This is a genomic window from Microbacterium sp. Bi98 (assembly GCF_918698045.1).
Classification (GTDB): domain Bacteria; phylum Actinomycetota; class Actinomycetes; order Actinomycetales; family Microbacteriaceae; genus Microbacterium.
In genome coordinates this window covers 1-13399 of record NZ_CAKKLK010000018.1, presented here as the reverse complement: position 1 = coordinate 13399, position 13399 = coordinate 1, and the positions used below count along the sequence as shown (strand labels likewise).

The 13399-nt window shown below is 69.8% G+C and carries 14 protein-coding genes; 5 read left to right on the top strand and 9 right to left on the bottom strand.

What is annotated here, in order from left to right:
- Positions 1–15: 15 nt before the first annotated feature.
- From LQZ85_RS17260 to LQZ85_RS17240, 5 genes are all read right to left on the bottom strand, one after another.
- Positions 16–429: a hypothetical protein gene (locus tag LQZ85_RS17260; protein ID WP_056279265.1), complete on the bottom strand. Its 414-nt coding sequence runs from the start codon at positions 427–429 to the stop codon at positions 16–18.
- Between the two features lie 7 nt (positions 430–436).
- On the bottom strand, positions 437–997 hold the full coding sequence (locus LQZ85_RS17255) for a hypothetical protein (RefSeq protein ID WP_157538245.1): 561 nt from the start codon (positions 995–997) through the stop codon (positions 437–439).
- Positions 998–1140: 143 nt separating this feature from the next.
- Entirely contained in the window at positions 1141–1503 is a 363-nt protein-coding gene (locus LQZ85_RS17250; protein WP_230101256.1) for a cupin domain-containing protein, read from the bottom strand.
- A complete protein-coding gene (locus LQZ85_RS17245) occupies positions 1500–2906 on the bottom strand; it encodes an FAD-dependent oxidoreductase (protein ID WP_056279268.1) in 1407 nt (468 codons plus the stop codon). The genes LQZ85_RS17250 and LQZ85_RS17245 overlap by 4 nt, the downstream gene beginning before the upstream one ends.
- A 28-nt stretch (positions 2907–2934) precedes the next feature.
- On the bottom strand, positions 2935–3402 hold the full coding sequence (locus LQZ85_RS17240) for an Lrp/AsnC family transcriptional regulator (protein ID WP_053097765.1): 468 nt from the start codon (positions 3400–3402) through the stop codon (positions 2935–2937).
- Positions 3403–3502: 100 nt separating this feature from the next.
- Between LQZ85_RS17240 and LQZ85_RS17235 the strand changes: the two genes are divergently transcribed.
- Positions 3503–4936, top strand: coding sequence for a gamma-aminobutyraldehyde dehydrogenase (locus tag LQZ85_RS17235; RefSeq protein ID WP_053099251.1), 1434 nt, complete (start codon positions 3503–3505; stop codon positions 4934–4936).
- Positions 4937–4950: 14 nt separating this feature from the next.
- On the opposite strand, the gene LQZ85_RS17230 is transcribed toward LQZ85_RS17235, so the two are convergent.
- Positions 4951–5238 carry a hypothetical protein gene (locus LQZ85_RS17230; protein WP_056279270.1) on the bottom strand — a complete coding sequence of 96 codons (288 nt, stop codon included), beginning with the start codon at positions 5236–5238 and terminating at the stop codon, positions 4951–4953.
- A 157-nt stretch (positions 5239–5395) separates the two neighbouring features.
- Between LQZ85_RS17230 and LQZ85_RS17225 the strand changes: the two genes are divergently transcribed.
- Genes LQZ85_RS17225 through LQZ85_RS17215 form a run of 3 tightly spaced genes read left to right on the top strand, consistent with a single transcriptional unit; the run spans position 5396 to position 8762 of the window.
- Positions 5396–6535, top strand: coding sequence for an ROK family transcriptional regulator (locus LQZ85_RS17225; RefSeq protein WP_056279272.1), 1140 nt, complete (start codon positions 5396–5398; stop codon positions 6533–6535).
- Entirely contained in the window at positions 6532–7440 is a 909-nt protein-coding gene (locus tag LQZ85_RS17220; protein ID WP_056279274.1) for a polysaccharide deacetylase family protein, read from the top strand. Before LQZ85_RS17225 ends, LQZ85_RS17220 begins: the two co-directional genes overlap by 4 nt.
- Entirely contained in the window at positions 7437–8762 is a 1326-nt protein-coding gene (locus LQZ85_RS17215) for an MFS transporter (protein ID WP_056279275.1), read from the top strand. Before LQZ85_RS17220 ends, LQZ85_RS17215 begins: the two co-directional genes overlap by 4 nt.
- 6 nt (positions 8763–8768) lie before the next feature.
- Here the strand turns inward: LQZ85_RS17215 and galE are convergent, their stop codons facing one another.
- The 3 genes from galE to galT all read right to left on the bottom strand — a co-directional run bounded on the left by galE (position 8769) and on the right by galT (position 12253).
- Positions 8769–9746 carry a UDP-glucose 4-epimerase GalE gene (galE, locus tag LQZ85_RS17210; RefSeq protein WP_053097760.1) on the bottom strand — a complete coding sequence of 326 codons (978 nt, stop codon included), beginning with the start codon at positions 9744–9746 and terminating at the stop codon, positions 8769–8771.
- A 93-nt stretch (positions 9747–9839) separates the two neighbouring features.
- Positions 9840–11036: a galactokinase gene (galK, locus tag LQZ85_RS17205; protein ID WP_230101255.1), complete on the bottom strand. Its 1197-nt coding sequence runs from the start codon at positions 11034–11036 to the stop codon at positions 9840–9842.
- Positions 11033–12253 carry a galactose-1-phosphate uridylyltransferase gene (gene galT / locus LQZ85_RS17200; RefSeq protein ID WP_056279279.1) on the bottom strand — a complete coding sequence of 407 codons (1221 nt, stop codon included), beginning with the start codon at positions 12251–12253 and terminating at the stop codon, positions 11033–11035. The genes galK and galT overlap by 4 nt, the downstream gene beginning before the upstream one ends.
- Positions 12254–12411: 158 nt before the next feature.
- Between galT and LQZ85_RS17195 the strand changes: the two genes are divergently transcribed.
- Positions 12412–13365 (top strand): LacI family DNA-binding transcriptional regulator, encoded by a 954-nt coding sequence (locus tag LQZ85_RS17195; protein WP_056280219.1) that lies wholly within the window; start codon positions 12412–12414, stop codon positions 13363–13365.
- Positions 13366–13399: the final 34 nt, after the last annotated feature.

Here is a 13399-nt window from a genome sequence, read left to right as displayed (position 1 = left end):
TCTTTCACGAACGCATCACGAGCAGGACAGGTGCGAATACACCTCGATGACTCGCTCGATATCGGGGTAGCCCGCTTCTTCCAGAGCGGCCCGCACGTCCTCCCGCACGGATTCCAAGTAGGCGGACCCTCGGAGCCTGATCTCGGGAACGGAGTCGAGGTCAGGATCATCGTCGAGTAGCGAATACCACTCCGACCACTGAGACTCGCTGACCGCCGCCTCATCGAGAGCTTTGGCGGCGATGCTGCTGGCCTCGGCGGGCGGATCGTCGACCGCGGGGCTGAGCCACCATTCGATCTCGCACGTGCCACCCGGCACAGGCACGGTTTCGGAGCGATCGGGACCGCTCGCCGGCGGCACGAGGCCGCAGCCGGTCATCACCAACAGGGCCGCCACCAGAGAACCACCGAACAGCCAAGGTCGACGCATGCAGAGATCATAGGTGAGCGTTCTGAGCATGCTCCGTCGCCAGCTCGACGAGCATTGCCTGACCAGAGGACATCGGTTCGGTCGTGAGTTCTACGGATCCGAAGGGGAAAGGGTAGAAGAACGTCCCTGTTCCGTCCCACTCGGTGATCGGGATCATCGCGAACCAGATCTGGCTGATCGCGACCGAGACGACGGCGAGGATCGCAACGGCAGCAGCGGCCCGATCGAGGTATCGGATTGCTGAGGGGATGTCTTGCGCGCGGCGCAGCACCGCGGTGATCGCCGCCAATGCGATCGCGGCGAACGCGAAGAGGATCAACGGGCTGGGCTGCAGAGCGAGATACACGCACGTCGGCGCGGTCTCGGTCGCCTTGCCGGCTGCATCGATGAAACCGCCGTCCGCTGCGACGCCTCCTGGGCAGTATCCCTTTCCGCTCGTCATGAACGTCGAGTAGCCCAGAGCGGCGACCAGGGCGACCACGACCAGGCGCCGAACGCGAGCGATGATCTCCATGCCCGGCACTGCGGACTCTGTCGTCGGCGCGTCCCGCCTCGCGGTCTGAGACACGATGCCCCCCTTTGTGCTTTGCCCATGACACTATCGACGGCCGCGCCGAACATCCACCGAGGAATCGGTGATCGGAACGAGCTCGCCGACGGAAGGCACACACTCATGCGCGGCATCCAGGCGGTCGCCGTCGATGCCGCACGTCAGGCGATATAGATCTTCCGCAGCGTCTCGGTGACCGTCCACGCGGTGCGCTGCCCCGCGGCGAGGCGCACGACCGACCCGGGGCCGACCTCGACGGCGGGCAGCGGGGGGTCGACGAACTCGATCCGCGCCTGACCGGTCAGCACGACGAACACCTCGTCGACCTCGATGTCCGATGCCGTGCCCGGCGTCATCTCCCAGATGCCGATCTCGACCTCACCCAGAGTCCCCAACGCCTGCGCCGCCGTCGTCGGGCGACCGATGAGCACGTCCTCCACGGGCAGCGGTTCGTGCATCAGCGGCAGCGCCGCGGCATCCACTCCGGTTCCCGGCGCGAGCTCGCCCGGCGCGAGCTCGCTCACGAGTCGAAGCCCATGCCGACGGCATCCAGCGTCTTGAGGAACTGGTTGCGCTTGCCCTCGTTGTGATCGGCCCGGTTCATCGCGGCTCGCACGAGGTTGACGCCGATCGAGGCGACGGGCTCGGGCGGGAACGGGATCGGCTTCTCGCGCACCATCGCGAGCTCGGTGCGCTCGGTCGGCTCGCCCGACAGCTTGTCGAGCATGACGTCGGCGGCGAAGCGCGCGGCGCCGACGCCGAGCCCGGTGAACCCGGTCGCGTAGGTGACGCGTCCTTTGCGGGCGGTGCCGAAGAACGCGCAGAAGCGACTCGACGAGTCGATCGCCCCCGCCCACCGATGCGTGAAGCGCAGCCCCTCGAGCTGGGGGAACGTCGTGAAGAAGTGCGAGGCGAGCTTGCGGTGGCTCTCGGCGCGGTCCTCGTACTCGGGTCGCACCTTGCCGCCGAAATGGTAGACCGCGTCGTATCCGCCGAACAGGATGCGATTGTCGGCGGTGAGGCGGTAGTAGTGGAACTGGTTGGCGCTGTCGGCCAGGCCCTGGCGGTTCGACCACCCGATCGACGCCAGTTGCTCGTCGGTCAGCGGCTCGGTCATGAGCACGTAGTCGTAGACGGGAACGGTCATCAGGCGGTTGCGCTTGAGCAGCGAGGGGAAGACGTTCGTGGCGAGAGCCACGGCATCCGCTCGCACCTGCCCGCCGTCACGTGTGACGAGCGTGATCGCGCTCGATCCGTCGCCGATGACCTCGCGCACGAGCGACTGCTCGTAGATCTCGACCCCGAGTTCGACCGCGACGCGCGCCAGCTCGAGACCGAGCTTGGCGGGGTGCACGAGCGCACAGGCATCGCGCTCCCAGGCGCCGGCGAGGAACGTGTCGGAATGCACCTCGGCCTGCACGGCCTCGCGGTCGAGGAATCCCTCCTCCTCGCGCAGCCACTCGACCTGGTGCGGCTCGACGGCGACGGCCAGCTGGCCGGTGCGCTCGAAGTCGACATCCATGCCGTACCGCTTCACGGTCTCTTCGATGCCGTCGAGGTTCTCGATCCCCAGCTCTTCCAGGCGGTCGATCTCGTCGGGCCAGCGCGTGAGGCCGTTCTCGTGCCCGTGCGTGAGGCTCGCCTCGCAGAACCCTCCGTTGCGGCCCGACGCCGCCCACGCGATGCGCGACGCCTCGAGCAGCACGACCTTGCGCTGAGGATCGCGCTCCTTCGCGCGCACGGCGGTCCAGAGACCGGCGTAGCCGCCGCCGACGATGGCGAGGTCGGCCGTGATGCTCTCGGTGAGTGCGGGGTGCGAGACACGCTCGACGTCATCGAGCCAGAACACGCTGAACGCGGTGTCGCGCAGCGAGGCATCGATCACGGCATCCGCGGGGCGGCGACGTTCGAAGACCGTGGTTCCCATGGTGTTCTCCTGGTTCCGGACCCGCGCCTCAGCGCGTGCCCCAGTTGTAGAGGTCTTTGTAGAGCCCTGCGTAGAGCAGGCTCTCGGTGTGCGTGATGCCGGGGATCGTACGGATGCGGGTCGCGATCAGATCGAGCAGGTGGCTGTCGCTCTCGCACACCGCCTCGACGAGGATGTCGAACGTGCCGAGCGTGACGACGACGTACGCGAGTTCGGTGATCTTCGTCAGCTCCTCGGCGATCAGTCGCGGGTCGCCCGTGACGCGGATGCCGATCATGGACATGCGGTTGAAGCCGAGCTGCATCGGGTCGGTCACCGCGACGATCTGGATGATGCCCGCCTCGGTCATCCGCTGCACGCGCTGACGCGCTGCCGCCTCGCTGAGCCCCACCTCTCGACCGATCTCGGCATAGGGCCGTCGACCGTCCTCCTGCAGCAGCTCAACGATCCGCTTCGAGATGTCGTCCAACACGGGCTGCTTCGGCGTGGTGCTCATGTGTCGATATTGACAGGATCGGCGCTCCCTGGCAACTGATTCCATCGTTAAGATCACTTCACTCTTCTGTATTCGTGATCCGATCGCTAGCATGGCGAGCATGGCCACAGAACTCCTACAGAACTTCATCGGCGGGCAGTACGTTCCCGTGAGCGGACAGAAGCGGATGCCGCTGATCGACCCGGTGACCGAGGAGGCCTACGGCGAGCTGCCGGTCTCGGACGCCTCCGACGTGGACGCCGCTTACGCCGCCGCATCCGCCGCGTTCCCGATCTGGCGCGACACCACTCCCGCCGATCGCCAGCTCGCGCTGTTCCGCATCGCCGATGAGATGCAGACCCGCGCCGAGGAGTTCGCCGACCTCGAGTCGAAGGACACCGGCAAGCCGCGTGCCAGCCTCGTGACCGACGAGATCCTGCAGTCGATCGACCAGCTGCGCTTCTTCGCCGGAGCCGCCCGCAGTCTCGAAGGACGCGCGGCGGGGGAGTACCTCGCCGGCCACACCTCGTTCGTGCGCCGCGAGCCGATCGGCGTGATCGGGCAGGTCACCCCCTGGAACTATCCGCTGAACATGGCCGTGTGGAAGATCGCCCCGGCGCTCGCCGCAGGCAACACGGTGGTGCTGAAGCCCGCCGAGTCGACGCCCCTGACCACCCTGCTGCTCGCCGAGATCGTCGCGCTGCACACGCCCGCCGGCACGCTCAACGTCGTGCTCGGCGACCGCGACACCGGCGTGGCACTGGTCGAGCATCCGACGCCGCAGATGGTCGCCATCACCGGATCCGTGCGCGCCGGGATGGCCGTCGCACGATCGGCGGCGAACGACGTCAAACGGGTGCACCTCGAGCTCGGCGGCAAGGCGCCCGCGATCGTCTTCCCCGATGCGAACCTCGACAAGGCGGCATCCGGCATTGTCACCGGCGCGTTCTTCAACGCCGGACAGGACTGCACCGCGGCCACCCGCGTGCTCGTGCACTCGTCTGTGCACGACGAGTTCGTCGCCGCGCTCGTCGAGAAGGCGAAGACGGATGCCCGCACGGGCGCCCCGCACGAGGAGGGCGTGCTCTACGGTCCCCTCAGCAGCGCTGCCCAGCTCGCTCAGGTGCAGGGCTTCGTCGACCGCCTGCCTGCACACGCCACGATCGAGACCGGCGGTGCGCGTCAGGGTGAGAAGGGCTACTTCTTCGAGGCGACCATCGTGTCGGGTCTGCATCAGGACGACGAGGCCGTGCAGGGCGAGATCTTCGGCCCGGTGCTGACCGTGCAGTCGTTCGAGACCGAGGAGCAGGCGCTCGAGATGGCGAACGACGTGCCCTACGCCCTCGCATCGTCGGTGTGGACCGCCGATCATGCCCGCGCGATGCGCTTCTCGCGCGACCTCGACTTCGGCTGCGTGTGGATCAACACCCACATCCCGTTCGTCTCGGACATGCCTCACGGCGGCTTCAAGCACTCGGGCTACGGCAAAGACCTCTCGCAGTACGGCTTCGACGACTACACGCGCATCAAGCACGTGATGTCCGCGCTGGACTGACGGCGGGTCTCGGGCTACCAGCGCGAGCGGATGAGCGACCCTCGCGTGAACCGCACCACCGAGATCGTCATCGGCACACTGCCGACGGGGGCATCGAGCGCTCGCGCGAGCAGCAGCTCTGCGGCCGATCTGACCTCGGCGAGCGTCGCGGCGACGCCGCGCACGTCGAGGTCGGCGACGTGCAGCACCCACCACCCGCGCTCCAGCAGGGCCGTCACCTCATAGGGGTACACGGCCGGGGTCGGAGTGTCGCTGCGCGACGACGGACGTCGGTCGAGCCGGTGCGGGATGGTCGGTCGCATCGGATGCCTCCTCCCTGTGGTCGTACGGGGCCGCGGTGGCTCCCTGAAGCAAGACGCGCACGGCCGTGGATCATGACGCGGATCAGGGTCCGGATCTCTCGACACGTATGACGCGATGTGTCAAGCTGGGGCGGACGTCGAATCCGGGGGGATCAATTTGGCACGACCACTTGCGGGGCCCCAGACCCTGCTCCGAACACTCAACGGCCGCGCGATCCTCGAGACGCTCGCGCGCCGAGGCCCGCTCACCCGCGCCGAACTGGTCGCCGAGACCGGTCTCTCCCGCACTGCGGTGACGCAGGTGCTGCGGATGCTCGAATCATCGTCGGCGGTCGCCGCTGCGGGCGTCGACCGTGACACGCGGGGACCGGCAGCAGGGCGCGTCTCGCTGCATCCTCATCTCGGACTCGCCGCCGCAGTGCACGTCGACGCCCACGCCGCCCACGTCGCGCTGGTCGACCCCACCGGAGCCGTGCGGGCCGAGAGCCACGCCGCCTTCCCCGTGCGCGGGGACCGCGTGCAGCACATCGCCGGGCTCATCGACGCCTGTCAGAGGGCGGTGGCCGGTCCGCTGCTGCTCGCGGTCGTCGGCATCCCGGGCATCGTCACCGCCGACGGAGGCATCCGCGACGATCAGGGCCCCGACGGCGGCGCGTTCAAGAACGCCCTGTCGACGCGCCTCGGCTGCCCGGTGCGGGTGGAGAACGACGTCAATCTCGCGGCGCTCGCCGAGCTCTCCGAGGGCGCCGGCGCGGCGCTCAGCAGCTTCGCGCTGCTGCTCCTCGACGACGGACTCGGCGCCGGCATCGTGATCGACGGCTCCCTGCACCGGGGCTTCTCGGGCGTGGCCGGCGAGGTCATGTATCTGCCGCAGAGTCCGCTGCCGATCGGCGCTCCCGTGCTCGGTGACGCCGTCGTGCGCGACCTCGCCGTGGCGAACGGGCGTGACCCGGACGAGACGATCGACCGGCATCTCGACGCCGCCTCCGCCGGCGATCCGGCCGCACTCGCCATGGCCGCCGAGATGGGACGCAGGCTCACCCTGATCGCGGGCAGCATCGCGCTCGTGCTCGACCCCGAGGCGTTCCTCCTCAGCGGCACGGCCGCCCACCCGGCGCTGGCCCGAGCGGCGGTCGCCTTCGCCGAAGAGCTCGCCCCGCAGCTCCCGCTCACCCTCCTCGTCTCGTCGTTCGGCCCGGAGGCGCCGCTGGTCGGCGCAGTCGGTGAGGCGGCATCCGCTCTTCGCGCGACCGTCTTCTCGCGGTTGCTTCCCGCATCGGACAGGAGTCGGCGATGACCTCGGACCTCGCGGATCGCCTCGGCCTCGCGCCGGGAGCCAGGGGCGTGATCATCAACGCCGACGACTTCGGCATGTGCCACGCGGCCAACACGGCGATCATGCAGCTGCTCGATGCGGGGCACATCGACTCGACGACGCTCATGGTGCCGTGCGCGTGGGCACCCGAGGCGCTCGCTTTCGCGGCCTCGCGCGCCGACCTCGACGTCGGCGTGCACCTCGTGCTCACGAGCGAGTGGACCGACTACCGCTGGCGGCCCCTCACCGGCACCGACACCACCCTCGTCGACGACGCGGGGTACTTTCCCGCCGGCGTCCTCGCGATCGAAGAGCTCGCGTCGGTCGACGACGTCACCGCCGAGATCGCCGCACAGCTGCAGACGGCGTTGGATGCCGGGGTCGACGTGACGCATCTCGACAACCACATGGGGTCTGTCTACGGTCTGCTGACCGGGCGGGACTTCCTCGGCCCGGTGTTCGAGCTCGCCGCCCGCAACGGCCTGCCGTTCCGGCTGCCGCGCAGCATGGACGGGACCGGCGACGACGCCGCCCTGCAGGCGAAGCTCGCCGAGGCCTCGGCCGCCGCCGATGCGCTCGGCGTCGAGATCATCGATCGGCTGTGGAGCCACCCGTTCGAAGAGGCGCCGGACGAGTCGTACGAACAGGTGCGCGACGGGTTCATCGCGCTGCTGCGCGCGGTTCCGGCCGGAGTGACCGAGATCTACCTGCATCCGATGGTCGACGACGACGAGCTGCGCGCGGCCGTCGACTTCGGTGCGGCCAAACGCGGGCACGAGCTTCGCCTGCTCTCCGACCCCGAGGTGCTGCAGGTGTTCGCCGACGAGGGACTGGTGCGGCTCGGATGGCGCGATCTGCGCGATCTGCAGCGGAGCCGACGCGCATGACGTCGTTGACGACGCGGCTGCGCGACCGAAGACTCGACGCCGCCCCCACGAGGGCTCAGGCCATCGCGTTCGGAGCATCGGGGTTCCCGACCCAGCTCATGGCGCAGACGTTCTCGGCTTTCGTCGTCTACTTCTACGTCACCCACCTCGGTGTCGCGCCAGCATGGGTGGCCGCGGCGATGATCGCGCACGGCGTGCTGAACGCGGTGCTCAACCCGGTCGTCGGGGCGCTGTCCGACCGCATCCGCACGCCGTGGGGCCGCCGCATCCCGTGGATCGGTCTCGGCATCGTGCCGCTCGTGGTCGCCTTCGCGCTGGTGTGGATGCCGCCGGAGCTGCCGACCGCCGGGCTGATCGTCTGGTTCCTGATCGTGGTGGCGGTGTACGACATCGCCTTCGTCGTGGTCGTGCTGAACATCTCGGCGCTGTTCCCCGAGATCTTCCGCACCACCGATGAGCGGGCGCGTGGCAACGTGCCCCGGCAGATCTTCGCGATCCTCGGCATGGTGCTCGGCACCGCGGGTGCCCCTGCGTTGTACGACTCGATCGGCTGGCCGGGAATGGCCCTCGTGCTCTCGGCGGTCTGCCTCGCGCTGCTCGTCTGGTCGTTCTTCGGCGGCATGATCGAGCGTCGAGTGCCCGAGGCCGCATCCGAGGCGATGCGCTGGGGCGACCAGCTGAAGTACACGTTCGCGAACCGGGCGTTCGTGCCCTACGTGCTCGGCTCGCTGTTCATCCAGACCTCGATCGCCGTCATCCTCGCGGCGCTGCCGTTCTACGTGCGCTACTCGCTGGGCGCCGCCGAGGGAGAGGCGAGCCTGCTGCTGGGGGCGATCTTCGTCACAGCCATCCCGTCGATCGTGCTGTGGAGCGCGATCGTGCGCCGCACCTCACCCCGCGCCGCGCTGCTGTGGAGCGTCGCCGTGTTCGGGATCTCCGTGCTCGGCTACCTGCTGCCGTCGACCGTGCTCGCCGCGGCGCTCATCGGCGTCGCGGTGGGCGTCGGCGTCGGCGGTCTGCTGCAGCTGCTCGAGGTCGTGCTCGCTCAGATCATCGACGAGGACGCCACGCGCACCGGTCATCGACGCGAGGGCGCGTACTTCGGGGTGAACGGCTTCGTCGTGCGCGGCTCGGTCGTGCTGCAGGCCGTCGTGGCGGCGGTGGTGCTCACGGCATCCGGCTTCGACGCCTCACTCGGCGAAGCGCAGCCGGAGGCCGTCGACGGCGGGATCCGCGTCATGGTCGCGGTGGTCCCGCTCGTCTTCGCCGCCCTCGCGTGGCTGTGCTTCTGGCTCTACCCGATCCGCACGCGCGATCTCTGACCGACGTCAGGACGCGGCCTGACGGGCCTCCCAGCCCGTGCGGACCATCTCGTCGACCGTGTATCGCATCTTCCAGTCGAGGTCACGCGCGGCGAGCTCGCCGGTCGCGACGATGCGGTCGGGGTCTCCCGGACGCCGAGGGCCGATCTCAGGGGTGAAGTCGATGCCCGTGACGCGTGCGACCGCGTCCATGATCTGCTTCACGCTGAGGCCGTCGCCCGAGCCGAGGTTGTATGCGGCCTCGATCGGCTCGCCACCGGCGAGACGCTTCGCTGCCGCGACGTGGGCGGCGGCGATGTCGCCGACGTGCACGTAGTCGCGCACGTTGGTGCCGTCCTCGGTGTCGTAGTCGTCGCCGTTGATGCGGGGGGTCTCGCCGGCGATGAGCTTCTCGAACACGATCGGGAAGAGGTTGTGCGGGCTCACGTCATAGACCGACGGGTCGGCCGAGCCGACCACGTTGAAGTAGCGCAGCGAGGTGTGACGCAGCGGCTTGTCGGAGTCGGCGGTCGCGATCGCCTGGTCACGGAGCAGCCACTCGCCGATGAGCTTGGACTCGCCGTAGGGGCTCGCCGGCTTCTTGGCGGTCTCCTCGACGACGAGCGCCACATCGGGAGTGCCGAACACGGCCGCCGACGACGAGAACACGATGTTGGTGACGCCCGCGGCATCCATCGCCTCGAGGATCACCCGAGTGCCCTCGACGTTCTGCGCGTAGGTGTGCAGCGGACGCTGCACCGAGACGCCGGCGTACTTGTATCCGGCGACGTGGATGACACCCTCGGCGTCGTGATCGCGCAGCGCCTTCTCGACCAGTTCACGGTCGAGGATGCTGCCCTGCACGAAAGCCACGCCTTCGGGCACGAACGATGCGACGCCGCTCGAGAGGTCGTCGAGGACGACGGGCGTGAGCCCGGCATCCGCCAGTGCGCGAACGACGTGCGAGCCGATGTAGCCGGCGCCGCCGGTCACGATCCAGGACATTGTGCTCCTCAGGGTGGGGAAGTGTTCAGTATCTCAGGTCGCGATCGGCGGACTCTGAAGCCGCGAGTTCACGCGTGGTCGAGCGGGCAGCGGTCACGCGTCGCGATGCGCTCCGGCCGACGGCGTGACGGTGAAGATCACGGGGGAAGTGAAACCGGATGCGGCGAACGCCGCCGACACCGCATCCGTCACCTGCTGCACCGAGTCCTGCTCGATCAGCGCGATCGCCGCACCGCCGAAGCCTCCGCCGGTCATGCGAGCACCGAGTGCGCCGGCCGCGAGGGCCGTCTCGACCGCCGTGTCGAGCTCGGGGACCGAGATCTCGAAGTCGTCGCGCATCGAGGCGTGCGAGGCCACGAGCAGGTCGCCGATCGCACGGGCACCGTCTTCGCGCAGCACCACGACGGTGTCGAGCACGCGCTGGTTCTCGGTGACCACGTGCCGCACGCGGCGGAACGTCACGTCGTCCATGAGCTCCTCGGCGCGGGGCAGGTCGTCGACCGAGACGTCGCGCAGGCTCGGCACGCCCATGATCGCGGCACCGCGCTCGCAGGCCGCACGGCGCTCGCCGTATCCGCCCGTGGAGTGCGCGTGCTTGACCCGGGTGTCCATCACGAGGATCGCGAGGCCGGCCTCGGCGATGCCGACCTGCACGAGGTTCGCATCGAGCGAGCGGCAGTCGAGGAAGATCGCGGCATCCGGCTCGCCGAGCATCGACGCCATCTGGTCCATGATGCCGGTCGGGGCGCCGACCGCCTCGTTCTCGGCCTTCCGACCGACGCGGGCGAGGGCGACGCGGTCGAGCCCGGCGGCCCAGAGGTCGTTGAGCGCGGATGCCGTGGCACCCTCGATCGCCGCCGACGACGAGAGCCCCGCGCCCACGGGCACGTCGGACGCGATGGCGATGTCGAGCCCTGAACCGGTGGCCGCGGACGGAGCGACACCGTCGGCCTGGCGCAGCGCCCAGGCGACACCGAGGGGGTAGGCGGCCCACTCGGGCACGCGCGGCGCGGTGCCGGTCGGGGTCGGGAACAGCTCGTCGAGGTCGTCGAGGGAGACCTCGACCGGCTCGTCGGCGAAGGTCGAGGCGACGCGGATGCGGCGGTCGTCACGGATTCCCACGGCGGCGACTGTGCGATGCGGGATGGCGAAGGGCAGCACGAATCCGTCGTTGTAGTCGGTGTGCTCGCCGATCAGGTTCACGCGCCCCGGCGCCGACCAGACGCCTTCGGGGGTGCGACCGGTGAGGTCGGTGAAGAGTGCGCGCGCGGCGTCCTGGGTGGTGGTCATGCGGATGCCTCGTCTGCGTTCTCGTCTGCGGATGCGGTGTGTGCGGCGTCGGCCTTCGCGATGGCCTCGCGGATGCGGGCCGCACCCTGCTCGGGGGTGACCTCGGCGGCCCAGGCCCACATCGCGGCCTCGGATCCCGCGAGGAACTTGAGCTTGTCGGCCGCCCGGCGGGGGCTGGTCAGCTGCAGGTGCAGGCGCACGCTGTCTCGGCCGACGTTCACCGGGGCCTGGTGCCAGGCGGCGATGTAGGGCGTCGGGGTGTCGTAGAGCGCGTCGACACCGCGGAGAAGTCGCAGGTAGAGGGGCGCGAGCTCGTCGCGTTCGGCATCCGTCGTCTCGGCGAAGTCCGGAACGTGGCGGTGCGGCATGAGGTGCACCTCCAGCGGCCAGCGGGCGGCGAAGGGCACGAACGCCGTCCAGTGCTCCCCGCGGAAGACGACCCTCTCGGACGCCTGCTCGGACTCGAGGATGTGCTGGAACAGGTCGGGCGCGGTGCGGTCGATCGAGTCGAGCAGGCGCGTGGTGCGCGGCGTCACGTAGGGGTAGGCGTAGATCTGGCCGTGGGGGTGGGGGAGCGTGACGCCGATGGCCTCGCCGCGGTTCTCGAACGGGAAGATCTGCTGAATGCCCGGCAGCTTCGACAGGGCGGCGGTGCGGTCGGCCCAGGCCTCGATCACCGTGCGGGCGCGCGTCACCGACTGGGTGCCGAACGAGCCGGTGTGCTCGGGGCTGAAGCACACGACCTCGCAGCGTCCGACCGAGGTGCGGGTGCGGCCGAGTCCGAGGGCGGCGAGATCGTCGAGCCCGCGGGGAGGGTTGCTCGCCTCAGGAGCGGTGCCGGTCGCCTCGGCGAGGGCGGGGCCGAAGGCGGGCGAGCGGTTCTCGAACACGGCGACGTCGTAGAGCGACGGCACCTCCGAGGGGTTGGTCGGCGACTGCGGAGCGAGAGGATCGGCGTCGGCGCTCGGCATCATCACGCGGTTCTGCCGGTTGGCGGCGACCGTGATCCAGTCGCCGGTGAGTACATCGAGGCGCATCGTGGCGGTCTCGCCGCGGGCGTCGAGCGTGCGGCTGTCGACGGCGCGGTCGGCGCCGAGCGTCGTGTCGGGATCGTCGAAGTAGATCAGTTCGCGGCCGTCGGCGAGCGTCGTCGCGCGCTTGACGATGCCGGCGGAGAGGGTCTCGGTTCGCAACTCAGGAGATTCGGGCGTGTTCACGTAAACATGGTACGCACAGCGCCGTGGTAACGTCAACATTCCGGAGTTGTGAGCGCGTAGAGAGGGTGCCCGTGGACGACGAGCTGCTGCGCGACGATGATCTGCGTCGCGGCGCCGCGCGCCCGCGCCGCCGCCAGGCCCCGTCCGGTCGTGTCTCGATGGCGATGGTCGCCTCCCGTGCCGGCGTCTCGGGTCAGACCGTGTCGCGCGTCGTCAACGACAGCCCTCGCGTCGACCCCGCTACCCGCCGGCGCGTCGAAGCCGCGATGGCCGAGCTCGGCTACCGCCCCCACCGCGCAGCCCGCGCTCTGCGCACCGGACGCTCGCAGACCATCGGACTCGTCGTCACCACTCTCGCGACCGTCGGCAACTCGCGGATGCTGCAGGCCACCGCCGAGGCCGCGGCCGAACGCGGCTACGCCCTCACCCTCGTCACCGCGGGCGACAGCGTGGCCGACGCCTTCGAGCGCCTGGCCGAGCAGGAGGTCGACGGCGCGATCGTGCTGAACGAGGCGTCGGCGCTGGTACCCGCAGCCGATCGGCCGGCGGGACTGCGCCTCGTGGTCGTCGACGCCCCGGGGTCTGCGGATCTCGCTGTCGTGCACAGCGACCATGTCGGAGGCGCCGCTGCGGCGACCGCTCACCTGCTGGGCCTCGGCCACGAGACGGTGCACCACCTCGCCGGGCCTGCCGACTCGTTCGCGGCCGCCGAGCGCGAGCGCGGATGGCGGAAGGCACTCGCGGATGCCGGGGTCGTGGCGACCGAGGTCGTCCGCGGCGACTGGACCGCCGAGGCAGGGTTCGCCGCGGGCGAGGCGCTGCGAGCAGCATCCGCCGTCTTCTGCGCCAACGACCAGATGGCGCTCGGGCTCCTCCGTGCGCTCGCCGAGTCGGGGCGGCGGGTTCCCGAGGACGTCAGCGTCATCGGCTTCGACGACGTGCCGGATGCCGCCAACTACCGCCCACCGCTGACGACGATCCGTCAGGACTTCGCCGCCTTGGCACACCGCGCCGTCGACCTGCTCGTCGCCGACATCGAGGGTGCCGCGGACGGTGCGGCATCCGCTGTCGTCGTGCCGACGCTTCTGGTCGAACGCTCCAGCACGCGCTGAGCCGCGCCGCCCGCACCCTCTGCCCCCGCACCCC

What these genes read in the sequence shown, in the direction of transcription:
- galK (WP_230101255.1), bottom strand. Translation starts at nt 11,036, where the DNA reads ATGACCACCACCCAGGACGCCGCGCGCGCACTCTTCACCGACCTCACC.
- LQZ85_RS17260 (WP_056279265.1), bottom strand. Translation starts at nt 429, where the DNA reads ATGCGTCGACCTTGGCTGTTCGGTGGTTCTCTGGTGGCGGCCCTGTTG.
- galE (WP_053097760.1), bottom strand. Translation starts at nt 9,746, where the DNA reads ATGTCCTGGATCGTGACCGGCGGCGCCGGCTACATCGGCTCGCACGTC.
- LQZ85_RS17220 (WP_056279274.1), top strand. Translation starts at nt 6,532, where the DNA reads ATGACCTCGGACCTCGCGGATCGCCTCGGCCTCGCGCCGGGAGCCAGG.
- LQZ85_RS17215 (WP_056279275.1), top strand. Translation starts at nt 7,437, where the DNA reads ATGACGTCGTTGACGACGCGGCTGCGCGACCGAAGACTCGACGCCGCC.
- LQZ85_RS17195 (WP_056280219.1), top strand. Translation starts at nt 12,412, where the DNA reads ATGGCGATGGTCGCCTCCCGTGCCGGCGTCTCGGGTCAGACCGTGTCG.
- LQZ85_RS17245 (WP_056279268.1), bottom strand. Translation starts at nt 2,906, where the DNA reads ATGGGAACCACGGTCTTCGAACGTCGCCGCCCCGCGGATGCCGTGATC.
- LQZ85_RS17240 (WP_053097765.1), bottom strand. Translation starts at nt 3,402, where the DNA reads ATGAGCACCACGCCGAAGCAGCCCGTGTTGGACGACATCTCGAAGCGG.
- LQZ85_RS17230 (WP_056279270.1), bottom strand. Translation starts at nt 5,238, where the DNA reads ATGCGACCGACCATCCCGCACCGGCTCGACCGACGTCCGTCGTCGCGC.
- LQZ85_RS17235 (WP_053099251.1), top strand. Translation starts at nt 3,503, where the DNA reads ATGGCCACAGAACTCCTACAGAACTTCATCGGCGGGCAGTACGTTCCC.